The following is a 23792-nucleotide window of genomic DNA, read 5'->3' as shown; positions in this document are numbered from 1 at the left end:
GCCTTGACCAGCGTAGAAGCGGAAGTCGAACCGGAAGAGCAGCAGACCGATCCATTGAGCATCGGCAGAAGAATCCGATTTTTTCGCAAACAGCGGGGTCTGACTCTCAGCGAGCTGGGGCAGGAAGTGGGGCGTGCGGCCTCGCAGATCTCGACGATCGAGAACGGCAAGCGAGAAACTTCTGTCACGCTGTTGGCCGCGATCGCGAAGGCCCTGAAGACCGATGTCGCCGACCTCATCGACCCCGCCCCGATCGACGAACGTCAGGCCCTCGAACTCGAGGCCGAACGCAATCAGGCCTCGCCCATGTACTCCTCGCTGGGACTGCCGCAGGTGCGGATCAAGTCCCTTCCTGCCGATGCCCTCGAAGCGATCGTGGGTCTGCAGCGGCAGCTCGGTGAGGTCCTCGAACGCCGTGCCGCGACCCCCGAGGAGGCCCGGCGCGCCAACCGTGAGCTGCGGGATCGGATGAAGGAGAAGAACAATTACTTCGCCGATCTCGAGGCCACCGCCACCGAGCTGCTCGACCTCGTCGGCTACGAGTCGGGCACGGTCTCACAGCGGCAGACCGCGCTCATCGCGGAGAAGCTCGGGTTCAGCCTCCATTACGTCTCGGACCTGCCGGAATCGACCCGGTCGATCTCGGACACGGAGAACAAGCGCCTCTACCTGCCGAACACCGATGCCGCGTTCGATCCGCGCTCCCATCTGCTCATGAGTCTGGCCCCGCATGTGCTCGGCTACGATTCGCCGAAGGACTTCCATGAGTTCCTCCAGCAGCGCGTCGAGGCGAACTATCTGGCTGCCGCGATCCTGCTGCCCGAGTCGGCGGCAGTGCCGATGCTCGAGGAGGAGAAGAAGAAGCGGGTGCTCTCCGTCGAGCACCTGCGCGACATGTTCGGCGTCGGCTACGAGATGGCCGCGCACCGGTTCACGAACCTCGCCACGGAGCACCTGGGTCTGCCCGTGCACTTCATGAAGGTGCACAACTCGGGGACGATCCACAAGGCGTATTCGAACGACGGCCTGCCCTTCCCGACCGATCCGCTCGGTGCGATCGAGGGCCAGTTCGCGTGCAAGCGCTTCACTTCCCGCACGGTGTTCCGCGTCGCCGACCGTTTCAGCCCCTACTACCAGTACACCGACACGCCGCAGGGGTCGTTCTGGTGCACCGCCCGCGTCCTGCCCGGCGGTGACTATGCGATCAGCGTCGGCGTCCCCTTCGCCCACGTCCGCTGGTTCGAGGGCCGCGAATCGACCATCCGCTCACGGTCCGAATGCCCCGATCCGTCGTGCTGCCGGCAGGCACCGGGGGATCTCGCCGAGAAGTGGGAGGAGAAGTCGCTGCCGTCGGCGCGCATGCACGCCTCCCTGCTGGCCGCGGTCCCGCCGGGTGCCGTGCCCGGCGTCGACGACACCGAGGTCTACGAGTTCCTCGAACGCCACTCCGAATGAGAGAGGCGGTGGATGCCGCTGGGCAATCCGCCGCAGTCGCCGAGGCCGGGACGGTGCGGCGCTCAGCGACCGCGCGCACCGGTGGGACCGCCGTCCAATGCCCGATCGACGATGGCTTCAGCGATGGCCAGCGCCGAGGTGGCTCCCCACTTCGGCACGGCCCTGACCACGGTCAGCCTTCCGCGCCGAGTCACGGTGAGATCGTCGACGAGCTCACCGTCGTCGTTCATCGCCTGCGCTCGGACCCCGCGGGGTCCGGGGCTCACGGCTTCGGCATCGAGGCCGGGGACGAGCTTGCGCACCTCGTCGACGAATGCCGACTTGCTCACCACGGTCTTCACTCCCTTGGCCGCTGTCTTCGCGGTCTGGGCGGCGAACCTCCAGAATCCCTTGAACCGCGCGGTCGAGCCGATATCGCCGAGGTCGAAACCGCGCCGCGCGTAGGACTCGCGGCCGAGGGCGACGAAGGTATTGGGACCGAGGATGAGGGAGTCTCCGAGGCCGCGGATGATCGAGGTCTCTGCGAAGGGTGCAGCCGGGTCGGGGACGGACCCGATGATCCCGCGGACCTCAGCGGAACCAGGAGCCTGCCCCGTACCAGGTGACTGCTCGGTGTTGGATGGATTCGTGGAGCCGGATGGCGGCGCTTGGTAGTAGTCGCAGGTGAACGGCACAATGCGAGGCTGCTCGTCGAGTCCGGCCGCGGCTGCGAGGCGGTCGGCCTGCAGTCCTGCACAGACGATGACGATATCGAAGGCACCCAGCACCTCCTCGGCGGATGCGTCTGAGTGTCCGTTCGCCTCCCCGTCACGAGCGCGGCCTGAGCCCTGCGTATCCGAGCCACGACCCGAACCATGTGTGCCCGAGCCGCGCGACCATGAGCTCGAGAGCCGGTCGGCCCAGTCCCCGATGGTCGATTCGGCCTGTTTGAACCAGTCCTGCCCGCCGAAGCGATCGCGCAGCTCATCGCCGATGCCGATGACCGGTTCCCGACCCTCGCCGCCGCGGTAGGTGCGGGGACGGTCGTAGACCTGATCGTCGATGTCGGACTCACCCGAGGTGTCCGAATCGCTCGAGGTACGGGAATCGCTCGGGGCACCAGCGCGACCGCCTTCATCGGCATCTCCAGAGTCGGCCGTCCGCGGGTCAGCCGCACCGCCGGCATCAGCAGCAGCCCCGCGTTCGTTCTGAGCTCCCGGCTCGACCGCTCGTCCGCGCAGGCGGACCTCGTTGCTCATGACATCGAAGTCGGTCACCTCGGTGCTCAGTCGGATCGTGCCGCCGGCAGCACGCACGTCGACGGCGAGCGCCTCGGTGAGTGCGGCGAAATCGGCGACCGCGGCATGGGGTGCGAACAGGCCGAGCACGCCTCGGGCCGCGGGTTCGACCGCCGCGATCTCGTGGCGTTCGAGCAGCCGGGCACCGGGGACCTCATTGTCCTCGGCTCGGGTGAAGAGCTCTTCCAGCCGCTCGGCCTCATCGGTGTTCTGAGCGATGAGCAGCTGTCCGCATTCGCGGTAGGGCACTCCGTTCTCGGCCATATAAGGCACGAGTTTCTCAACGCCTCGGCGGGCGAGCTTCGCCGCCTCGGAGTCGGGGATCTGTTCGAGCCCGGAGTCGACGATGCCCGAGGTGTGACCGCTCTGATGTGCGGCGACGGCATCGGCCTTGTCGAAGACGGTGACCTCGGCGTCGGGGAGTCGCTCGGTGATCTCGCGGGCGGCGGCGAGACCGAGGAGCCCGGCACCGACGACGGCCACTCGTGAAATACTCATACAGCAATCTTGGCACCGTTCGGGATGAAGGAGAAGGATGACGACCGTCTTGGAGTGGCCGGGCAAGGCCGCCGCCTTCGCTCTCGGCCGTCGCCTCATCGACTCAGCGATTCCCGGGTCCCACCTCGGCGAGTCCGACGGGAAGCCCGGCCCCCACCTCGGCGGTGGCGATGCGGAGCCCGGCCCCCACCTCGGCGAGGGTGTCCACGGTCCGCACCTGCGGAGCGACGACGGATCGATCGCTGTTCCCGATCCGCGCGACAATCTGCTCGTCGTCGGGGATAATCTGCCCGCGCTCACGGCGCTGCTGGCCACGCATCGCGGGCGCGTCAAGGTCGTCTACATCGATCCGCCGTACAACACGGGCAATGCGCACACATACAAGGATCACGGGCATGATCACGACAGTTGGCTGTCCTTCATGGCGCCGAGGCTGCTGCTGGCCCGCGAGCTCATGCGCGAGGACGGGGTCCTCTTCCTCCATCTCGATGACCGGGAGAGCGCGTGGGCGCAGCTGCTCGGGCACGAGATCTTCGGCGAGGACAATTCGCTGGGCACGCTCATCCACCAGCGAGCGAAGGGCGGAGGCAACGCGCGTTCGTTCGTCCGCGGGCACGATTACATCCACGTGTGGGGGCGGAACGCGAGTCTGGTCGGGCCGTTCCTCACGGAGAAGAAATCACCGGCGAAGCTCGAGGTCATTGACGGGCGTCGGATGCTCGTGGAGACCGATGTGCTGCGCGCCGGATTCGGTCGGTACGCCCGCGGGTCCGAGCGGCGGCTGATGTACGAGGACATCCTGTCGGTGAAAGGGGCGAAGAAACTCGCCGAGGTGGACGCGAAGCTGGCGACGGGTGAGTACATTCTGCGGCCCTGGGGTGATGCGGGCAAGCATGCGGTGGTGCGGGTGACCCCGGCGGAGAAGGCGAGTTCGAAGATGTACTCGATCATCAAGGCGCTCGGCGGGCAGAACGATCTGGACCCCTTGGGACTCGGCGGGATGTTCAGCTATCCGAAGCCGGTGGAGCTGGTCAAGGCTCTCGTGGACTCGCAGACCTTCTTCGACCCCGAGGCGATCGTGCTCGACTTCTTCGCCGGTTCCGGGACCACAGCGCAGGCGGTGATGGAGGCGAACCGGCGCGACCAGGGTTCGCGGTCGTTCGTGCTCGTCCAGACCCCGGAGCCGCTGCGGTCGAAGAACGCGCAGGCCGTGATGGGCGTGGGTGGCACCGTGGGTGACTCACGAGTCGCCGGGAGCGGCGATGGCCTGGAGCAGGGCGACGGCACGACCGGCAGCACGCGCCCGACCGGCAACACGCGCCCGGACGGCGACTCGCTCGCGGACGGCGATGCTGCGTTCCCGACGATCAGCGAGCTCACTGCCGAACGCATCCGCCGCGCCGCCGAAGTCCATGCACCGGGACTGCAGGTCACGCAGCTCGACGTGGTCAGCGTGGTCGACGGCCCATAGTGCCTCGCCGCCTCCATCCGCCGCTGAGATCTTTGGTCGATCCGCGGCGTTCTGAAGCTCGAGAACACGGCGGATCGACCAAACACTCACCTCCCAGAAGGCTGATTCTGAGACACCAGAGGCGAACAGTCGGACTCTTCAGACAGCACTCGGCTCCGAGTCGTAGGGTCGAGGTGAGCCAGCCGCTCACCGACAACCAACGCCTCTGAGGAGAAGGAGTTCCCATGTCAGTCGTCGCCATCAATACCCTCACCGTTCCCGAACCGGCTCGCGCCGAACTCGAGAAGCGCTTCGCCGATCGCAAGCACTCCGTCGACGGTGCTCCGGGCTTCGAAGGCTTCCAGCTGCTGCGCCCCGTGGCGGGCGGCGACAAGTACTTCGTCTACACCCAGTGGGCCACGAAGGAAGACTTCGAGAACTGGAAGCAGGGCCGCAAGTCCTCGCACGAGTCCACCGGCAAGGAGCCCGTCTCGAGCGCCGCGGAGCTCCTCGAATTCGAGGTCGTCGACCTCGGCGAATGAGGCGAGCCAACTGCCGGGCAGCCTTGCGCATCGTCTCACACGAACCGCCGCACCACCTCGGCGAATGAAAATCAAGCGGAGGACGTCGACCATTGAGTCGGCGTCCTCTCCGCATTCATGAGTCGTCTGCGTACACTCAGGTCACCTCGTCGACCGCGACGCTGCTGTCCGTTGTCCACGGAGCGCTCCGATAACGCTCAGATTGCTGTTACTCTGCTTTCAGAGTTCCAGAGTCGACCCGATCTCGCAGCGGATCGAGTCCTCGGCCACCCACATCAAAGTGACGAGGTAACCATGAGTCAGCCCGACGCACAGACAGTCATTCACGACCGCGGCCACGGCTTCGTCCGCGCGCTCGGCACGGTCGATGCCCTGTTCATCGGCTTCGGCGCGATGATCGGCTTCGGCTGGGTCGTGCTCACCGGGGAATGGCTCAACGGGGCCGGAACGCTCGGTGCGATCCTCGCCTTCGTCGTCGGCGGCATCATCATGTGCTTCGTCGGCACCGTGTATTCGGAGATGGTGGCGGCCATGCCCCACGCCGGCGGTGAGCACAACTACCTCATCCGCGCGATGGGTCCGCGCGTGTCCCTGTTCGGGTCGTGGGCGATCACCGGCGGCTACATCAGCGTCGTCATGTTCGAGGCGGTCTCGGTGCCGAAGACTGCGCTCTACCTGTTCCCGAACCTCGAGCAGATCAAGCTGTGGAACGTCGCCGGATTCGACGTCTACCTCACCTGGGCGCTGGTCGGGACCATCACCGCGATCATCATCGCCTGGGTCAACATCCGCGGCGTCAAGGTCGCCTCGCTCGTCCAGACCTTCGTCGTGTGGTTCCTCATCATCGTCGGCCTCATGCTGCTGACCGGCGGATTCGTCGGCGGCGACTTCGAGAACACCGAACCGCTGTTCACCGGCGGCGGAGCCGGATTCATCGGCGTCATGGCCGTGGTGCCGTTCCTCTTCGTCGGCTTCGACGTCATCCCCCAATCCGCCGAGGAGGTCAAACTTCCGCCCGCGAAGATCGGCAAGCTCGTCGTCATCTCCGTGATCATGGCCATCGCGTTCTACGTCATCATCATCGGCACCACCTCGATGGCAATGCCCGCCGATCAGCTGGGCACCCACGACCTCGTCACCGCCGACGCCCTGTCGGTCATGTTCGGGTCGACGATCTGGGGCAAGATCGTCATCGCCGGTGGTCTCGCCGGCATCATCACCTCATGGAACGCGTTCCTCATGGGATCCTCCCGCCTGATGTGGGCCATGGCCGCTGCCGGCATGATCCCGAAGTGGTTCGGCAAGCTGCACCCGAAGTACCGCACTCCGTCGAATGCGATCATCTTCATCGGCACCCTCTCGGCGATCGCCCCGTTCCTCGGCACCGCAGCGCTCGGCTGGATGGTCGATGCCGGATCGCCCGCGATCGTCATCGCCTACTTCCTCGTCAGCGTCGGATTCCTCGTGCTGCGCAAACGTGAGCCGAACATGGAACGGCCCCTGCGCATCGGCGGCCCGCGCGGAGGCGGCGTGGTCATCGGAGTGATCGCATCCGTGCTCACGCTCATCCTCTTCATCCTCTACATCCCGATCACCCCGGTCTCAGCACAGCTGGCCTGGCAGTCGTGGGTCGGCTTCGCGGCGTGGCTGCTCGTCGGCATCGTCTTCATGTTCCGGCTGCCGACCGGCATCAAGGCCGGCCCGAATGCGGAGAACGAACTGCTCGCAAAGGTGAAGTCGCTGCGCAGGAAGTGAGGGGTGTGACGGTGCCGGATGCCGGCAGCCCGACATGCGAACGCGGCCGCCGGCTTTGCGCAACGGCGACCGCGCTCGGTCCTGGGAGTGAAAAGCGACCTGTCCTTGGCGCGGGAAGCACCCGGTCCTTGGTGGCAGAACGCTTCTCAGACTGCGGCGTCGAGGCCCTTCATCTTCAGGCGCTCACGCTGGTTGGGGTTGACGCTCGGGCGGAACGGCATCTCGACCACCTCGGCGCGAACTGGGACTCCCGGAGTATCGGCGAACGGCTCGGGCAGATGCACCCAGTACTCGGTGCCTAACGCCGAGGACTCGACCGGCACGTGCGCCATCGCGATGTTCGCCTCGAGCTCCGGCGAGTACCACGGTGATGTCACATACCCGACGGCCTCCCCATCAGCGGAGGCGGAGACCAGCCAGAAGTCCGGTGCATAGTCCGTGATCGGCTTGCCCCCGACGAGCAGCCCCACCAGCTGGGTCCGGTACGGCGGCGTTCCGGCCTCGATCTGGGCCCGCACCTCCTCGAGCTTGGCCTTGCCGATGTAGTCGGCTTCCTTCTTCCTCGGCACCTGGTAGGACAGGTTGACCTGGAACGGCAGGGTCTCGAAGTCCATATCCTGCCCCCACGAGAGGATGCCCGCGGCGATCCTGCGGTGGTGGCTGGGAGCGACGACCCTGAGATTGTAGGGCGCGCCCGCCTCGAGGACGGCGTTCCACATGTCCTCGGCGTACTTCGTCGCATCCTTGAGGTAGATCTCGTACCCCTTCTCACCGGTGAACCCGGTCTGGGAGATGATGACGTCATGGCCGCCGACCTGGGCCTCCATGAGACCGTAGCTCGGCAGCGTGCGTCCTTCCTCTCCGACGAGATCGGCGATGACGTCGACGGACTTCGGGCCTTGGACCTGGACGGGCGCGACGTCGATCTCGCCGATCGTGACATCGAACCGGTGCCCGGCGTTGATGCCCTGCAGCCAGAGCATGAGGTCGGTGTCGGAGAGGCTGAACCAGAATTCGTCGATCGCCACTCGCAGCAGAATCGGGTCGTTGAGGATGCCGCCGGCTTCGTTGCACAGGATGACGTAGCGGGCGCGCATCACCGGGATCTTCGTCGCATCACGGGTGATGACGAAGTTGACGAACGCCTCGGCGTCGGGGCCTTTGACCTGGATCTGACGTTCGACGGCGACGTTCCACAAGGTGACGTCATTGACGAGGGACTGGTACTCGGCCATCATCCCGCCCTCGTCGCGGGGAATGTAGCCGCGCGGGTGATACATGCGGTTGTAGATCGACGCCCGCCAGCACCCCTGCTGCATGGACAGCTCCCAATAGGGAGACTTGCGGACACGGGTGTCGATGAGCATCTCGACCGGAGTGGGGCCGGATTGACGAAGGTTGATCGGGACTTCTCTGTCGCTTTGATCCACTGACGGGACGTTGTTGTCCATGGTGTTCCCCCTGCTCACACAGTTCTATATTATGGAACTCGATTCCCATATTATGGGTACAATGAGTGTAGGATCGAACACACCGGGACGCAAGGGATTCGCTCCCGCGAGTTTCATGCGACGCCACGAGGGAGACGAGGATGTCACAGGCAACACTGCGCACGCTTCTGACCACCGCCCGCTACGAGATCCTGCCGACGGCAGGCATCGTCGAACGCGTCGAGGAGTACGTCGCTCCCGGCCGCGAGATCACGATCACCGCGTCGACGGGGCTGAGCCTCGAAGCGACGCTGTCCACCGCCGAGCAGCTGCAGGCCCTCGGCTTCCGCGCCGTGCCCCACCTCGCCGCACGGATGATCCACGGCCGCACCGAACTGACGGAGATCGTCGATCGACTCGCCGAGGCGGCCATCGACCGGATCTTCGTCCCCGCCGGTGACGCCACTCCCCCGGCCGGTGGCTACGTGGGAGCGCATGACCTCCTCGTCGATCTCTCCTCCATGGCCGCACCGTTCCAGCACCTCGGCGTCAGCGCCTATCCGGAATCGCATCCGATCATTCCCGACGACGTGACGGTCCAGGCGATGTGGGACAAACGCGACTACGCCACGCACCTCGTCTCGAATCTCTGCTTCGACCCGAGCGTCGTCGCCTCGTGGGTGGCCCGGGTCCGATCGCGGGGGATCGAGCTGCCGCTCATCCTCGGCATCGCTGGCAAGGTCGAGCTCGTGAAGCTCGCCAAGGTGGCGACGAAGATCGGCGTGGGCGAGTCCACGCGGTTCCTGCGGAAGAACACCGCGACGTTCACCCGGATGGCCAAGCCCGGCGGATACAACCCGCGGAAGTTCCTCGACAAGCTCGCCCCGATCCTCGACGACCCGGGCATGGGCGTGGCCGGGCTGCACATCTACACGTTCAATCAGATCAAGGACACCGAGGTGTGGCGGCGCAAGCAGCTCGCTGCCCTCGGCGGGGCGGAGGAGTTCTCCAGCCTGCAGTGACCTGTTCTCACCGAAGAGCGGGGCGCCCTCAGACGACGCCCCAAGATTAGGTCGCAAACGGACATTTCCGCCGCGCAGAAATTATCCGATTGCGACCTATTTTCGGGTGAGCAACGGCATTGCCCGACGTTCAACGCTCACCGGTGCGCGACCTTGCGTCGCAGGGTGCGTGAGAGCAGACCCGCTTCGTCGGTCAGCAGCGCACCGAGCTTGTCGTGATGCTCGGCGATGCGCATCGTCGGACCCGAGATGCCGACGGCCGCGACCACGGCGCCATCGGCGCCGAAGACGGGGGCGGCCAGGGCGTCGAGGCCGATCTCGAATTCCTCGTGGACGATGGCGAACCCGCGTTCGCGCACCTCGGCGAGGTTGTCCGTGAGCTCCTTACGCGACCCCAGCGTCCGATCGGTCCGGCGTTCGAGCCGACCCGTCGGCAGGGGGATGACGTCGAAGGCGTACATGACCTTCCCGAGTGCCGAGCAGTGCGGCGGCACGTCGACATCGGCCCAGTTCGTGGCCCCGAGGACGAACGTCGAATCGACCTGAGCGACCTGGACGACGCCCTTCGGTCCGGGCATCGCCAGATTGACGGTCTCTCCGGTCTCCTCGCTCAGGCGCTGCAGAGTCGGGTCGGCCGCGGAGACGAGGTTCTCGACCCGGTCGAAGCGCGAGGCATAGGTCGCGAACAGCGAACCCCCGCGATAGAGACCATCGCCGTCGCGTTCGACGAGGCCGTTGCGCTCGAGCGCCGAGAGCAGCCGTGAGACCGTCGATCGGGCCAGCTCGGTCGCGTCGACGACCTCGGTGTACGAGATCGGGTCGTCAGAGTTGACCACCAGCGACAGTATCTCTGCCGCCCGGTCGATCGACTGGGTCCCATTGCTCATCGTGCTCAGCTCCGTCGGGGAAAGGTGGGTCGGCGCCCTTCGGCAGACCGACCGGAATCACCCTACCGCACGGCCGTCTCCCGGGCCCGGCCATCGTCACCTGAGCAGCCGAGGGGAACCCTTGACATGCCTCGGCGACGGGGAGGACGATCAACCTACCGAGTTCCATCTCGTGCAGTCTGCCGCCCGCCGCGCGGCACCTGCCGTTGGAGGCGAAGGTGCCTCCGGAGAGGGGCCGCCCCATGGCTTCCGTCCCCGCCCAAGCCAGCGTCGTCGTGATCGGCGCCGGCATCGTCGGCAACAGTCTCGTCCATCATCTCGCCGAGCTCGGCTGGACCGACATCGTCCAGGTCGACAAGGGTCCGCTGCCGAATCCGGGCGGCTCGACCGGGCACGCATCGAACTTCATCTTCCCCGTCGATCATTCCCGTGAGATCGCCGACCTCACCCTCGATTCGATGGCCCAATACAAGGAGCTCGGCGTCTTCACCGAGTCCGGCGGCTTCGAGGTCGCCCGCACCGAGGAGCGGATGGAGGAGCTGCGACGCCGCATGGCCTCGGCCAGGGCCTGGGGCATCGAGTCCTCCCTCGTCACCCCCGCCGAGGTGGCCGAGAAGGTGCCGTTCCTCGATCCGTCCGTGATCGTCGGCGGCTTCTGGACGCCGACCGTCGGCGTCGTCGATTCCGTGCGGGCGGGCACGATGATGCGCGAATCCGCCGAGGCGGCCGGTGCGCTGACCGTGTCCCCGAACACCGAGGTGACCGGCATCGACGTGGACAATGGCCGGGTCACACGGGTGCACACGAGCAGGGGTGAGATCGTCACCGACCGCGTCCTCGTCGCCTGCGGGGTGTGGTCACCGCGGATCGCCGCCATGGCCGGTGCCGCGATCCCGCTGACCCCGGCGGTGCACCAGATGATCAGCGTCGGCCCGGTCCCGCAGCTGGCCGAACGCCCCGGCGAGATCTCGTTTCCGATCGTGCGCGACATGGACACCTTCTGCTATGAACGCCAGCACGGTTCGGACATGGAGATCGGCTCCTACGCGCACCGCCCGATCCTCCACGACCCCGATGAGATCCCGTCCATCGAGGCGGCCAAGCTCTCCCCCACGGAGATGCCCTTCACCGATGAGGACTTCGACCCGCAGCTCGAACAGGCCGTCGAACTCATGCCCGAGGTGCTGTCGAACCCCGATGTCGAGATCCGCTATGCGATCAACGGCCTGCTGTCCCTGACTCCCGACGGAGCCCCCATCCTCGGCGAATCACCGCAGGTGGCAGGCCTGTGGTCGGCGGCGGCCGTGTGGGTGAAGGAAGGCCCGGGGGTCGGTCGGGCGGTGGCCGAGTGGATGACGAACGGACTGCCCGAGATCGATGTCCAGGGCGCCGACATCGCCCGCTTCCACCCCCACCAGCGCACCCGGGAACACGTGCGGGCCCGAACCTCGGAGGCGTTCAACAAGACCTACGGCATCGTCCACCCCGGCGAGCAGTGGGCTTCCGATCGTAACGTCCGTCTCTCTCCGATGCATGCGCGGGAGAAGGAGCTCGGCGCGGTCTTCTTCGAAACCGGCGGCTGGGAGCGACCGCAGTGGTTTGAGTCGAACGCGGGCCTGCTCGAGGAGTTCGGCGACCGTGTGATGCCGCGGCCGAACGAATGGGATGGACGCTGGTGGTCACCGATCATCAACGCCGAACACCTCGCGATGCGTCAGCGCGCCGGCCTCGTCGATCTCTCGAGCTTCGTCATCTTCGACGTCGCCGGACCAGCCGCGCTCGACGCGGTCCAGCGCATCGCGCTGGCGCAGATGGATGTGACGATCGGCCGGGTCGTCTACACCCCGATCCTCGATGAGAACGGCGGGTTCCGCTCGGACCTCACGATCATGCGCCTGGCCCACGACCGGTTCCGTATCGTCACCGGCGCCGCCCACGGCATGGCCGACGTCAAATGGTTTCACGACCGGCTGCCTGCTTCGGGTGCACAGATCGCCGATCTCACGAGTTCATGGACGACGATCGGGCTGTGGGGACCGAAAGCCCGCGACATCCTCGGCGGTCTCACCAGTGCCGATGTCTCCCACGAAGGATTCCGGTTCGGCACCGCCCGCACGATCGAAATCGGGTCGCTGCCAGTACTGGCCTCCCGCATCTCCTATGTCGGCGACCTCGGCTGGGAGCTCTACGTGCCGATGGAATCCGGGCTGAGACTCTGGGACGTCCTCTACGAGGCCGGCCGGGACCACGGCCTCATCCCCGTCGGCCTCGGCGTCTACGGCACCACCGGCCGGATCGAGAAGGGCTACCGTGCGTTCGGCGCCGAACTCGACTCCGAACGCACCGTGGTCGAGGTCGGGTTGAGCCGGCCGAAGGTCAAGGCGCAGGACTTCATCGGCCGGGACGCGCACCTGCGCCACCGGGACGAGGATCCGGCCACGGTCCTGTGCTCGCTGACCGTCGATGACCACACCTCGGCGAGTGGGGCCAAGCGGTACATGCTCGGCGGGGAACCCATCGTCTCTGCCGACGGTCAGCCGCTGACCGACGGGCACGGACGCAACGCGTACGTCACCTCGGCGGGGTCGGCTCCGAGCCTCGGCAAGCACGTCCTCATGGCCTTCCTCCCACCCGCCGAGGCGGTGCTGGGCAACCGTCTGCAGGTCGTGTACATGGAGGAGTTCTTTCCCGTCACCGTGGCGTCGATCGATTCCACGCCGCTGTTCGATCCCGACAACGAGTGCATCAGGAGGTAGCCGTGGACGTTCTCGTGTGCATCCGCCGCGTCCCCGACATCGCAGGAAGCGTCACCCTCGACGACACCGGCGCGAACATCGACGAATCCGGCCTCGGGCACACGATGTCCGCGCATGAGGAGTGCGCGGTCGAGCTCGCGATCCAGACGGCGGCCGCGACCGGCGGGACGGTCACGGTGCTGACCTTGGGCCCCGCCGAGGCGGTCGAACAGCTGCGCTCAGCCCTGGCCGTCGGCGCGAACGACGGAATCCTCGTCGAAGCGGCCGACCTCGCGGCGTTCGGGCCCGAGGACATCGCCCAGGTCATCGGGGACATCATCCGCGACCGCGCCGAGGGCGGGCAGACCTTCGACCTCGTGCTGGTCGGCAACGACGCCGCCGATACCGGGGATTTCCAGGTCGGCATCCGGCTCGCCTACGACCTCGGGTACCCGGTGCTGACGAGCATCCAGACGATCAGAGCGGTCGACGGGGGTGTTGGTGGCGGCGGTGCAGTCGACGGTGGCAGCGGCAGCGGATCCGGGGGTGTTGCCGACGGCGGCGCCGGGGTCATTGAGGCCCGCGGGATCGGTCCGGCCGGCACCGAGGTCTTCACGCTCGCGCTGCCGGCGGTCATCGCTGTCCAGGAGGGCGGAGTCGATCCCCGCTACCCCTCGATCACGGGGCGGATGAAGGCGAAGAAGGCTCCGATCGCCGAATACGACGCACCCGAACCCGGCACCGGCAACCCGCGGATCCGGCTCGAGCTGCCGGAGGTCAGGCAGAGTTCGGTGACGATCCTCGGCGAGGGCCCGGATGCGGCGCCGGCACTCGTCGACGTCTTGGAAGAGATCGGAGTGATGAGGCCATGACACTCGTCTTCGTCGAAACGGACGCCTCTGGCGAGGTCACTCTCACCTCCGCCGAGGCGGTCACCTTCGCCCGCAAAAACCCCCAATTACTACCCGACGGCGGCGCAACAACCTCGCGCGAGGGTGCTGCGCCGCCGTCAGGTAGTACGGAGGGGGTGGTGATCGGGTTGCTGAGCGATTCCGCCGTGAACGAGCTGGGGCGCCTCGGGGTCAGCGTCATCCACCATCTCGAGCACCCCGACCTCGCAGACTACTCGGCGGCCGCATGGGCGCAGGCGATCGTCGACATCACTCCCGAGTCCGGCACGCTCATCGCCTCGGGGACACCGCGCGGCATGGAGCTCATGGCCCACGCCGCCGTGCACACCGGCCAGCGGATGGCCGCGAACGTCATCGCCTGCGATGAGGACGGGCTGCTGCGGCAGGTCTTCGGCGGCACCGCGTTCGAGAGGCTCCGCCTCGACGGCGATCTGCACGTGATCACGATCGCCGGCCACGCTTGCACCCCGGAGGAGACCGATCCGATCACCCCGGAGGTCTTCGACTATGACCTCGACGTCGCCGAGGCGGACCTGACCACCCGTGTCCGACGCACCGAGGCCGAGGCCGCCGATGACGCATCCGGACTGACCTCGGCCCGGGCCGTCGTCGGGGCCGGTCGCGGTGTCGGTTCCGAGAACGGCTTCGGCGAGGTCCTCGAACTCGTCGACCACCTCGGAGGGGCGCTCGGTGTCTCCCGCGTGGTCACCGGACTCGGGTGGCGACCGCACGCCGAGCAGGTCGGCCAGACCGGTTCCCGAATCTCCCCGGACGTCTACATCGCCTGCGGAATCTCCGGCGCGATCCAGCACATGGCCGGCATCGAAGGCGCGAAGACGCTCATCGCCATCAACACCGATGAGGAGGCGACGATGGTCCAGCGCGCCGACTACGCGATCATCGGCGACCTCCACGAGGTGATCGCCGCCGTCAACGAGGAGATCGTCCGCCGCCGAGGCTAGAATTTCCGTTGCCGCAGTACACCTGGTTTACTGTAGAACGCTCGTTAAGTACCAATTTCTGCGACGTTCCCGGAGGCAAGCGTGGCGACATTCGAATACACACCCGAGGTGCGCTGGTCGGACCAGGACATGCTCGGCCACGTCAACAACGCGCGGCTGATCACCATCGTCGAGGAGTGCCGCATCCGCTGGATGCACGAGGTCAAGGCCGGTCACATCACCGGCGGCGGAATGCTCGTCGCCAACCAGAGCATCGACTACCTCGTGCCTGTCATGTATGGATCCGAACTGCTGATGACCGTGACCGTGAAGCGGATCGGCACCTCGTCGTTCACCGTCAACACCCGCGGTGACCAGGACGGACGTCAGGTATTCGACCACGACTGCGTGCTCGTCCACATCGACCGCGAGACGCAGAAGCCGACCCCGCTGACGCCCGAGCTGCGCGCCGCGTTCGAGCCCTACCTCCAGAGCTGAGACCCGAGGCGGGCGGACTTTCCCATCGCCCGGGCCTTCCGCCTAGATGGGCGAAATGGCCGGACGGCCCACGCGCGGTGAGTGGACCATTTCGCCCACCCAAGGGCGGTCAGAATACCCAGCGCACGCACGCGATCGTGGCCGATTCGTTCAAGCCGACATCGCACCCCTGCGCCTAGTCTGAAGTCATGAAACTCGACGCGATCTCGATCATCACCGCAGACATGTCCGCCGCCATCACTTTCTATTCGGCCCTCGGCCTCGACCTCGTCGACGGCGGCCCCGAGGCCCCACACACCGAGTTCACCTCCGGTGCTCTGCGCATTCTCCTCGACACCAAGGCGGTCATGCTCGGCATCGACCCCGACTGGACCCCGCCGACCGGCGGCCACAAGATGTCCTTGGCCTTCGACTGTGCCACCGCCGAGGCGGTCGATGCGACCTTCGCCCAGCTCACCGGCCGTGGCGGCGAGGGAAGTGCACCCGTGGCCGGGATCGTCCACGAACCCTGGGACGCCTTCTGGGGACAGCGTTATGCCGTGGTCTCCGACCCCGACGGCAACAAGGTCGACCTCTTCGCCGCCCTCGACTCCTAATTGCTACTGTGAGGATTGATAGTGGCTGGTCTGGGACTGGCTGGCAGAGTAGGAACCGACCGTCCCATCGATCATCATGACTCTAATTGCTACTGACTCAGACGATGTCATCGTCAGGATCTGTCTGGTGATCGGTGGGCGGCCGGCCCCGGCTCGGCCCACATCGGTAACTTGATCAGAAGGTTGTCCGTTCCTGACCGAACGTGACTCATCACAGTAGTGTTCCGACGTGACTATCTCCCGGACCGGAGCCGACCGTTCGACGGTCGGACATCATCCGCTCTAACACGGGAGAATCACGAACCGTCATGACTATCATCTCGCATTTATATGCGTTTGTCGTCGGCGTCGACACGCATGCGAAGAACCACGTCTACGCCGTGCTCACCAACACCGGCGAGCACATCGATACCCGCGAATTCCCAACGACGAATGCTGGACTGGCACGAGCGTTGGCCTGGGTCGGTCGTCGCACCGGCGGGCACTTGGACACCTTGTGGGTGATCGAGGGTATCGGCACCTACGGAGCAGTCCTGGCCGAGAACGTCGCTGAGGCTGGATACACAGTCGCCGAAGCAGCGAGCATGAATGTTCGCGACCGTCACAGCACGGGCAAGGATGACCAGATCGATGCCCGCAGAATCGCGGCCACCGTTCTGCCCTTGGAGCAGTCACAACTGCGTGTGCCCAGGCAGGCCGATGGGCCGCGCCAGGGACTGCGGATCCTGGTGGGTGCCCGCGAGTCCATGACGCGGGAGAAGACCCGCACCATCAACGCGCTGACCGCATTGTTACGGGCGAACGATCTCGGTCTCGATGCGCGAAGGAAACTGTCAGTCGCCAAGATCCGAACGGTGTCGAAGTGGCGGGTCAGGAACGAGCCTGTGGCACGTTTGGAGGCACGTCGGGAAGCGATCCGGTTGGCCAAACGTGTCATCGAACTCGATGCGGACATCAAGGATTACGCCACACGGATTCTGGCTCTGGTCAAGGACAGTCCGGCTGCTGTGTTGCTGGCTCAGCCGGGGATCGGGCCGATCACTGCCGCCGTGTTCTATCTGGCGTGGTCGCATCCGGGGCGGGTGCGTTCCGAGGCTGCGTTCGCGAAGCTGGCGGGGGTGAGTCCGATTCCAGCGTCGTCGGGCAATGTGGTGAGGTTCCGGCTCAACCGCAGTGGGGATCGCCGGTTGAACTCCGCGTTGTACATGGTGGCCATCACTAAGTTGTCCTTCGATGAGGAGACTCGAGCGTACATGGCCAAACGGCTCAGGGAAGGGCTGTCGAAGAAGGAAGCTATCCGGTGTATCAAGCGGTTTGTGGCTCGGAGAGTGTATCGGCTTCTCGAGGCGACGAACGTGGTTGGGCAGGCCGCTTGACAAGCATAGAAGGATCCCGACGGCGGCCCAGCAACCTGGCGCCAGGTTGCTGGGCCGCCGTCGGGTAGTTCTGGTCGGGACGAACTTACGGGAGGAGCGCAGAGGGCACCGCTACCCGATGAGCGAGCGCTCGTCGCGTCGCAGGTGAGCGGCATCGGCGTACCCGACATCCGCAGCGGCCGCAGTGCGGGTGCGACCTGCGGCGATGAGTTCTCTCGCGGCCTGCCAACGCAGGATCTTCGCTAAGTGTTTGGGTCCGTAGCCGAACCATTCGGCACTCAGCCGGCGCAGCTGCCGCGGTGAGTATGCGAACTCGGCGGCCGCCTCGGCGACGGTCTGTCCCGGCGATCCCGAGCGCACGTCCAACCGCCCGGCCAGGGCCATCGGCCACGGATCGAGCGATGCCCGATCGGTGAGGCTACCGGCCAAGTCGAGCAGGGCGCGAGCATCCCCCGTCACCGAGGCGGTCCCTCTCTCTTCCGCGGCCCGCGTCGCTCCCTCATCGTTGACCCTCGCCGCTTCCCCAGACGTACCCCGCACCCCGAATCGCGTATGCCTGAGTACCGCGTCGAGGGGTGTCACCCGGTCGGCCAGCTCACCCGCCGAGGTGGCCAGCAGCTGCGGAAGCACACCCGAGTCGAAGCGCAGGCCCACGGTCGGGGCGGCTGCACCCCAATAGGTCCGGGCGAGGGAATCGGCGCCGGCGATGACGATCTGCCCGTCGATGACGATGAGATCCATGCACCCGTCGGGGACGATGAGCGAGGAACCCGCGGCGGAGGGAGCTGCACCGACAGCCGAGTCCCCACTGTCGAGATCGGCCACCTCGGCGAGGGAATCTGCCTTGTCGGGAACCGACACCCACAGGCTCGCCCGCAACCGGGGGATGCGGGTCTGTCGGTACATGGACTCAGCCTTCTGCGGCGGTCGGCGGTAAACTCGAGGGTGATCATCTGGTGCGGGCGGCACGATCTTCCCCCAGACTAACGCGCGATCGGCTCTGGTGGGGCCGGCCTCACAGACTCAGTGGAAGGAACGATGGCAGCAGCATCCTCGGCGCCGGTGTCGGCACGCAGGCAGGCTCGCCATGTCACGGTCTTCCTTGACGTCGACGGCGTCCTCAACTCCTACCCCGTCCCCAAACTGCGGGGCATGGCCGAAGGGCGGAAGAGGCTGCGGGCGTGGAACTACGAACTGCACTACCGGCCCGCCGTCGTCGAATTCTTCGACCGAATCGTCGAGACGCACGAGGTCGACGTCGTGTGGCTGTCCACCTGGTCGCAGCGGTGCAAGTCCGAACTCGAACCGAAATTCGGACTCCGCAACTCCTTCGACGTCATCGAAATGCCTGACCAGACCCACAATCGCCATGCCGACGACCCGCAGCTGTGGTGGAAGGCCCGGGCCATGGAGGACTGGCTGGAGGCCCATGAGCACGGTCGGGCGGTGTGGATCGACGACGATCTGGCATGGCCGGCCACCCGCGACTACTTCCTCCGCAACTACTCGCCGAACCGGCTCAAGCTCATCGCTCCGGACTTCGCGCACGGCCTGACGAAGGCCCATCTCAAGGAGATCCGGGAGTTCGCGTACCCGAAGGGAAGTTCATGACACGCATCGGTCTGCTCGATTCCGGACTCGGACTCCTCGGCGCCGCCGATGCTCTCTTCCACCTCGCCCCCGACGCTGACCTCGTCCTGGCCATGGACCCTGACTTCACGCCCTATGGCAGCCTGAGCGCGGAGACCCTCGAGGCCCGCGCCCTCCATTCGGCCGGGGTGCTCGCCGAATGGGAACCCGATGCGATCGTCATCGCCTGCAACACCGCCTCGGTGCAGGCGCTCGAGGCCGTGCGCGCCCGCTACGAACCGGGCATTCCCGTCATCGGGACCGTACCCGCGGTGAAGATGGCCGCCGGCACCGGTCAGGACTTCGCGATCTGGGCGACGCCGGCGACGACGGGCAGCGCCTACCAGCAGAACCTCATCGACTCCTTCGCCTCCGACCTGCACGTGGCGAAGGTCGCGTGCCCGGGGCTGGCCGAGGCGATCAACGCCGCCGACCTCGCGACGATCGACCAGGCCATCGAGGACGCCTTCGCGACGATGGGCCCCGGCATGGAGACCGTGGTGCTCGGCTGCACCCACTACGGCCTCATCGCCGACCGGATCATGGCCGCTCGCGCCGGGGCCGTGACCCTCTTCGATTCGCCGCTGCCCGTGGCCAAGCAGACCCTGCGTCGCATCGGCCTCGAACCGGCCGGCGTCGGCGAGGAGCAGCCGGGCACCGGTCGCGTGCTCGCGACTTTCGCCTCCGGCCGTCGCGTCAGACTGCCGGAGACGCTGGGCGCCTACCCCGCGGGGAAGAGGTTGCTGGCGAGGGAGGCGTGAGCGGGGCGGAACCCGCTGACAGGCCCGGCTGACCGCCCGCACCGCCACAACCATCGCCACCCCAACCCCCACCTCCACATTGCCTCTGAACCGGGTCTTTCCGCGCCCGCCAGGAGTAAAATGGGGTGGACAGTCAATCGTCAAAGGAGGCGATTCGACATGTTGGCGCTCAGTATCCTCGCCGCACTTGTCGCACTCGGAGCCATCACGCTGGGAAACAGCCTGAAGATCGTCAAACAGTACGAGCGTGGGGTGGTGTTCCGACTCGGCAGAGTGAGTTCCGCGCCCAAATCTCCCGGCATGACGGCGATCATCCCCTTCGTCGACAAACTCGAGAAGGTCAACCTCCAGATCGTGACCATGCCGATCCCGGCCCAGGAGGGCATCACCCGCGACAACGTCACCGTCCGCGTCGATGCGGTCATCTACTTCAAGGTCGTCGACCCGCGCAAGGCACTCGTCGACGTCGAGGACTACCAGCTCGCCGTCGGTCAGGTCGCCCAGACCTCCCTGCGGTCGATCATCGGACAGAGCGAACTCGACGACCTGCTCACCAACCGCGAGCGCCTCAACCAGGGCCTGGCGATCATGATCGACAGCCCCGCCGTCGACTGGGGCATCCACATCGATCGCGTCGAGATCAAGGACGTCGCCCTGCCCGAGACGATGAAGCGCTCGATGTCGCGCCAGGCCGAAGCCGAACGCGAGCGCCGGTCCCGCGTCATCATCGCCGATGGTGAGCTGCAGGCGTCGAACAAACTCGCACAGGCCTCCGAGGCGATGGCGCACACGCCGTCCGCCCTGCAGCTGCGTCTCCTCCAGACCATCGTCGAGGTCGCTGCCGAGCGGAATTCGACCCTGGTCCTGCCCTTCCCCGTCGAGTTGCTCCGCTTCCTCGAGTCCAACACCCCGACCAACCGTCCCACCGCCGAGGCAGCCGCCGACTCCCGCACGCACGCCGAGTCGGGTGCGCCGACCGATCCCACCACCGCCGAGCCGACCGCACCTCCGGCCGACCTCGACGCGATCGTCCAGGCGATGTCCGAATCGCTCAAGCTCACCGGGCTGATGCCCGAGACCGAACGCGTCACTTCGGACATGCCCGAACAGGAGCGCACCACTTCGGACGCCGCCGAGCAGGAAGAGCATCTCGGCCACGCGTGAACGCCGAGGCGGTGGTGACCGTCGAACCACCCGACCGCGACAGCCGCCACAGCCGCAACCGAGTGCTCAGCATCCGTCCAAATCGACCGACTAGGCTGTGTCCATGGACCTCAAACGCACCGGCAGAACAGTCATCATCAACGGCGTCATCGCCTTCGTGATGGGTGTGCTGATGATGGCTTGGCCCGGTGCCACCGCCGAGGTGGTCGTGCGCATCTTCGCCTGCTGGCTGGCCGTCATCGCCGTCTCCTCCCTCGTCTTCGCGCCGAAGGGCGGCCGCACCGGCAGCCTGGTCACACGGGCGGTCCTGCTCATCCTCCTCGGGGTGCTCATCTTCCTCACCCCGATGCTCTTCGCCTCGATGGTCACGGTGCTCACCGGCTTCGCGATCGTCTTCTTCAGCTTCCTCGCGCTCACCGTGTCTTTCTTCATCCGCCGCCTCGGCGTCCGCTCGTGGTGGGTGCTCACGGTCATCGGTGTGCTCGGCATCATCCTCGGTGCGTTCTTCCTGTTCGCTCCGGGTGCGGGAGTCCAGGCGCTGATCTTCACTCTGGCCGGGTTCATCATCCTCGTCGGCATCGCCCTGGTCTCACTCGGATGGCGCCTGCGCAAGGTTGACCAGCGGATCAAGTCCGATCCGCATCGCAATCGTCCCGATGACGGGGGCGGCGACGTCATCAGCGGCGAGATCATCGAATAGGGAACGGCCACCTCGGCGGGCATCTCCCACCGACGCCGCGCCAGGGCCCGGATGAGCACATCTGCTCGTCCGGGCCTTTCCGTGCACCGTTCCATGCGTTCGTGACGATGTTCACACCGTCATCCTGCGCCCCGCTCAGTCCCCTTCTCTCTCCCTCGGGCACTCGCGCTCATAGCACCTGACCTGGAACATTGCATGAACTGCCGGCGAAAAGCACCGACTGTGCATGAGCATTTCGCGCACGTCCGATACGGAGTTCACCGGGTATTCACCATGCCCGTAACCTGGCAGTCATCCAGCCTGCGAATCATGGAGGCAGACCCCCAGCCTCGACGACTGATCCGCGCAAGGAGAACTCACATGACCCAGGTTCTGGCCCCGGAGCACCACGCTCCGACGCCTGCCGTCGGCCGCAGCAACGACCGCCTCTGGCACCTGGCCTTCGGCGCCCTGCTGGCGATCACCCTCATCGCCTTCACCCTGTGGTCGTTCGACTTCGTCGGCCGGGACGCACCGCGCATGGTGGTCATCACGACCGTCATCTTCGGCGCCTTCATGGCCTTCAACATCGGCGGCAACGATGTCGCCAACGCCTTCGGAACATCGGTCGGCGCGGGCACTCTGACGATGAAGCAGGCCCTGCTCGTGGCAGCCGTGTTCGAGGTCAGCGGCGCCCTGCTCGCCGGCGGAGACGTCACCGACACGGTCAAGAGCGGAATCGTCGACCTCGGCGCGGTCGCCCTCGACCCGATGGACTTCGTGTTCATCATGATGGCCGCCCTCCTCGGCGCCTCGGTGTGGCTGCTCCTGGCGACCCGGATGGGCTGGCCGGTGTCGACGACACACGCGATCATCGGCGGCATCATCGGCGCCTCCCTGACGATCGGCTTCGTCACCGGCACCGGCAGCTTGGCCATGGTGCAGTGGTCCGAGGTCGGGCAGATCGCGGTCTCGTGGGTTCTCTCCCCGGCCCTCGGCGGACTCGTCGCGTTCGTCATCTACGGACTGATCAAGAAGTACGTTCTCGGCAGCTCGCTCTCCCACACGCTCAAGCCGCATATGCTCGCCCCGGTCACCGCTGCAGACGATTCCGTCGATGCCCGACTCGACGAGGCGACCGACAGCTCGGACTCGGCTGCAGCCACCGGTTCCGGCCTCATCGGCACGCACGCGGCGCTGCAGCGCTGGGTTCCGCTCATCGCCGCCGTCGGTGCGGTGATCATCACCGCGATGCTGCTGTTCAAGGGCCTGAAGAACCTCGACATGAGCGTGTCCACCGTCGGCGGCGTGATCATCATGACGATGATCGGCGTGGCCGTGTGGCTGGCGGTCTTCGTCTTCGCCAAGACCCTGCGCCGACAGACCGTCCCCCGCGCCACCTTCGTCCTCTTCTCCTGGATGCAGGTGTTCACCGCCTCCGCGTTCGCCTTCAGCCACGGTTCGAACGACATCGCCAACGCCGTCGGACCCTTCGCCGCCGTTCTCGACGTGCTCCGCACCGACAGCATCCACGCCGAGGCGACCGTGCCGTTCGCGGCAATGCTCACCTGCGGGATCGCCCTGGTCGTCGGGCTGTGGTTCATCGGCCGCAAGGTCATCGCCACCGTCGGCACCAAACTCACCGAGATCCACCCGGCCTCCGGCTTCGCTGCGGAGCTCGCAGCGGCCGGAGTCGTCATGGGCGCCTCGGTGAGCGGACTGCCCGTGTCCTCGACCCACATCCTCATCGGCGCGATCATCGGCGTCGGCCTGGTCAACCGATCGGCGAACTGGAAGCTCATGAAACCGATCGCGTTGGCATGGATCATCACCCTTCCGGCCGCCGCGGCCATCGGTTCGATCGGCGTCATCACCCTACGCACCATGATGAGCTGACCCACTGACACGAACGCCCCCGAAGCGTTCATCGGGTCGCACTCGCAGCATCCGCTCGAAGGGATCCGGCTCCCCGCCCCTTCCGACGAATCCGATCCCCCGCCCCGCCGACCTCCCCGCCGACTCGATTCAGAAGTCGGCGGGGTGTTTTTTCGACCGCACCCTGGTGGAGGCAAAGCACCCTGTGCTACCTTGTCCAGCATGGGAACATTGAACAGCAGCGCAGTGACTGCGCCTTGCTTCTACATTCGTCACCGCAGCGCCTGACGGCGCGCTCGACGAATTCATTC

General features: G+C 66.3%; 20 protein-coding genes. 16 read left to right on the top strand and 4 right to left on the bottom strand.

The features are described from left to right. The first annotated feature begins 3 nt into the window (after positions 1 to 3). Entirely contained in the window at positions 4 to 1455 is a 1452-nt protein-coding gene (locus J9314_RS02385) for an XRE family transcriptional regulator (RefSeq protein WP_210604313.1), read from the top strand. Between the two features lie 62 nt (positions 1456 to 1517). On the opposite strand, the gene J9314_RS02380 is transcribed toward J9314_RS02385, so the two are convergent. Continuing rightward, a complete protein-coding gene (locus J9314_RS02380; RefSeq protein ID WP_246490569.1) occupies positions 1518 to 3230 on the bottom strand; it encodes an FAD-dependent oxidoreductase in 1713 nt (570 codons plus the stop codon). Positions 3231 to 3267: 37 nt separating this feature from the next. Here J9314_RS02380 and J9314_RS02375 point away from each other — a divergent pair, with 37 nt between their 5' ends. From J9314_RS02375 to J9314_RS02365, 3 genes are all read left to right on the top strand, one after another. Beyond that, positions 3268 to 4701, top strand: a complete 1434-nt coding sequence (locus tag J9314_RS02375) for a site-specific DNA-methyltransferase (RefSeq protein WP_210604312.1) — start codon at positions 3268 to 3270, stop codon at positions 4699 to 4701. Positions 4702 to 4925: 224 nt separating this feature from the next. Next, on the top strand, positions 4926 to 5222 hold the full coding sequence (locus J9314_RS02370) for an antibiotic biosynthesis monooxygenase family protein (protein WP_210604311.1): 297 nt from the start codon (positions 4926 to 4928) through the stop codon (positions 5220 to 5222). A 294-nt stretch (positions 5223 to 5516) separates the two neighbouring features. Continuing rightward, complete coding sequence (locus J9314_RS02365) at positions 5517 to 6977, top strand: APC family permease (protein ID WP_210604310.1); 1461 nt, start codon at positions 5517 to 5519, stop codon at positions 6975 to 6977. 146 nt (positions 6978 to 7123) lie between these two features. Here the strand turns inward: J9314_RS02365 and J9314_RS02360 are convergent, their stop codons facing one another. Then, positions 7124 to 8407, bottom strand: coding sequence for a glycine cleavage T C-terminal barrel domain-containing protein (locus J9314_RS02360; RefSeq protein WP_246490568.1), 1284 nt, complete (start codon positions 8405 to 8407; stop codon positions 7124 to 7126). A gap of 161 nt (positions 8408 to 8568) precedes the next feature. Between J9314_RS02360 and J9314_RS02355 the strand changes: the two genes are divergently transcribed. Next, a complete protein-coding gene (locus J9314_RS02355) occupies positions 8569 to 9429 on the top strand; it encodes a methylenetetrahydrofolate reductase (RefSeq protein ID WP_210604309.1) in 861 nt (286 codons plus the stop codon). Between the two features lie 137 nt (positions 9430 to 9566). Here J9314_RS02355 and J9314_RS02350 read toward each other — a convergent pair whose 3' ends face one another. Beyond that, a complete protein-coding gene (locus J9314_RS02350; RefSeq protein ID WP_181273873.1) occupies positions 9567 to 10316 on the bottom strand; it encodes an IclR family transcriptional regulator in 750 nt (249 codons plus the stop codon). A 242-nt stretch (positions 10317 to 10558) separates the two neighbouring features. On the opposite strand from J9314_RS02350, the gene J9314_RS02345 reads away from it, so the two are divergent. The 6 genes from J9314_RS02345 to J9314_RS02320 all read left to right on the top strand — a co-directional run bounded on the left by J9314_RS02345 (position 10559) and on the right by J9314_RS02320 (position 17373). After that, positions 10559 to 13072, top strand: coding sequence for a GcvT family protein (locus tag J9314_RS02345; protein WP_210604308.1), 2514 nt, complete (start codon positions 10559 to 10561; stop codon positions 13070 to 13072). A gap of 2 nt (positions 13073 to 13074) precedes the next feature. Further along, positions 13075 to 13923 (top strand): electron transfer flavoprotein subunit beta/FixA family protein, encoded by an 849-nt coding sequence (locus J9314_RS02340; RefSeq protein ID WP_210604307.1) that lies wholly within the window; start codon positions 13075 to 13077, stop codon positions 13921 to 13923. Further along, entirely contained in the window at positions 13920 to 14924 is a 1005-nt protein-coding gene (locus J9314_RS02335; RefSeq protein WP_210604306.1) for an electron transfer flavoprotein subunit alpha/FixB family protein, read from the top strand. The genes J9314_RS02340 and J9314_RS02335 overlap by 4 nt, the downstream gene beginning before the upstream one ends. Positions 14925 to 15005: 81 nt before the next feature. Next, positions 15006 to 15401 carry an acyl-CoA thioesterase gene (locus tag J9314_RS02330; protein ID WP_181273877.1) on the top strand — a complete coding sequence of 132 codons (396 nt, stop codon included), beginning with the start codon at positions 15006 to 15008 and terminating at the stop codon, positions 15399 to 15401. A 188-nt stretch (positions 15402 to 15589) separates the two neighbouring features. Further along, positions 15590 to 15997, top strand: coding sequence for a VOC family protein (locus J9314_RS02325; RefSeq protein WP_210604305.1), 408 nt, complete (start codon positions 15590 to 15592; stop codon positions 15995 to 15997). 308 nt (positions 15998 to 16305) lie between these two features. Continuing rightward, positions 16306 to 17373, top strand: a complete 1068-nt coding sequence (locus tag J9314_RS02320) for an IS110 family RNA-guided transposase (RefSeq protein WP_210604304.1) — start codon at positions 16306 to 16308, stop codon at positions 17371 to 17373. A 111-nt stretch (positions 17374 to 17484) separates the two neighbouring features. On the opposite strand, the gene J9314_RS02315 is transcribed toward J9314_RS02320, so the two are convergent. Then, on the bottom strand, positions 17485 to 18279 hold the full coding sequence (locus J9314_RS02315) for a helix-turn-helix domain-containing protein (protein WP_210604303.1): 795 nt from the start codon (positions 18277 to 18279) through the stop codon (positions 17485 to 17487). A 132-nt stretch (positions 18280 to 18411) separates the two neighbouring features. On the opposite strand from J9314_RS02315, the gene J9314_RS02310 reads away from it, so the two are divergent. From J9314_RS02310 to J9314_RS02290, 5 genes are all read left to right on the top strand, one after another. Continuing rightward, a complete protein-coding gene (locus tag J9314_RS02310; protein ID WP_210604302.1) occupies positions 18412 to 18984 on the top strand; it encodes an HAD domain-containing protein in 573 nt (190 codons plus the stop codon). Then, complete coding sequence (locus J9314_RS02305; protein WP_210604301.1) at positions 18981 to 19763, top strand: glutamate racemase; 783 nt, start codon at positions 18981 to 18983, stop codon at positions 19761 to 19763. Before J9314_RS02310 ends, J9314_RS02305 begins: the two co-directional genes overlap by 4 nt. Before the next feature lie 159 nt (positions 19764 to 19922). After that, positions 19923 to 20927 (top strand): slipin family protein, encoded by a 1005-nt coding sequence (locus tag J9314_RS02300; RefSeq protein ID WP_210604300.1) that lies wholly within the window; start codon positions 19923 to 19925, stop codon positions 20925 to 20927. A 103-nt stretch (positions 20928 to 21030) separates the two neighbouring features. Beyond that, positions 21031 to 21627, top strand: a complete 597-nt coding sequence (locus J9314_RS02295) for an HdeD family acid-resistance protein (protein ID WP_210604299.1) — start codon at positions 21031 to 21033, stop codon at positions 21625 to 21627. Between the two features lie 360 nt (positions 21628 to 21987). Continuing rightward, complete coding sequence (locus J9314_RS02290) at positions 21988 to 23502, top strand: inorganic phosphate transporter (protein WP_210604298.1); 1515 nt, start codon at positions 21988 to 21990, stop codon at positions 23500 to 23502. The last annotated feature ends 290 nt before the right edge of the window (positions 23503 to 23792 follow it).

This window comes from Brevibacterium oceani, from assembly GCF_017948325.1.
GTDB classification, from domain to species: Bacteria; Actinomycetota; Actinomycetes; order Actinomycetales; family Brevibacteriaceae; genus Brevibacterium; species Brevibacterium oceani.
Note: the sequence above shows the minus strand (reverse complement) of the source record. Positions and strands in the feature narration are given on the sequence as shown.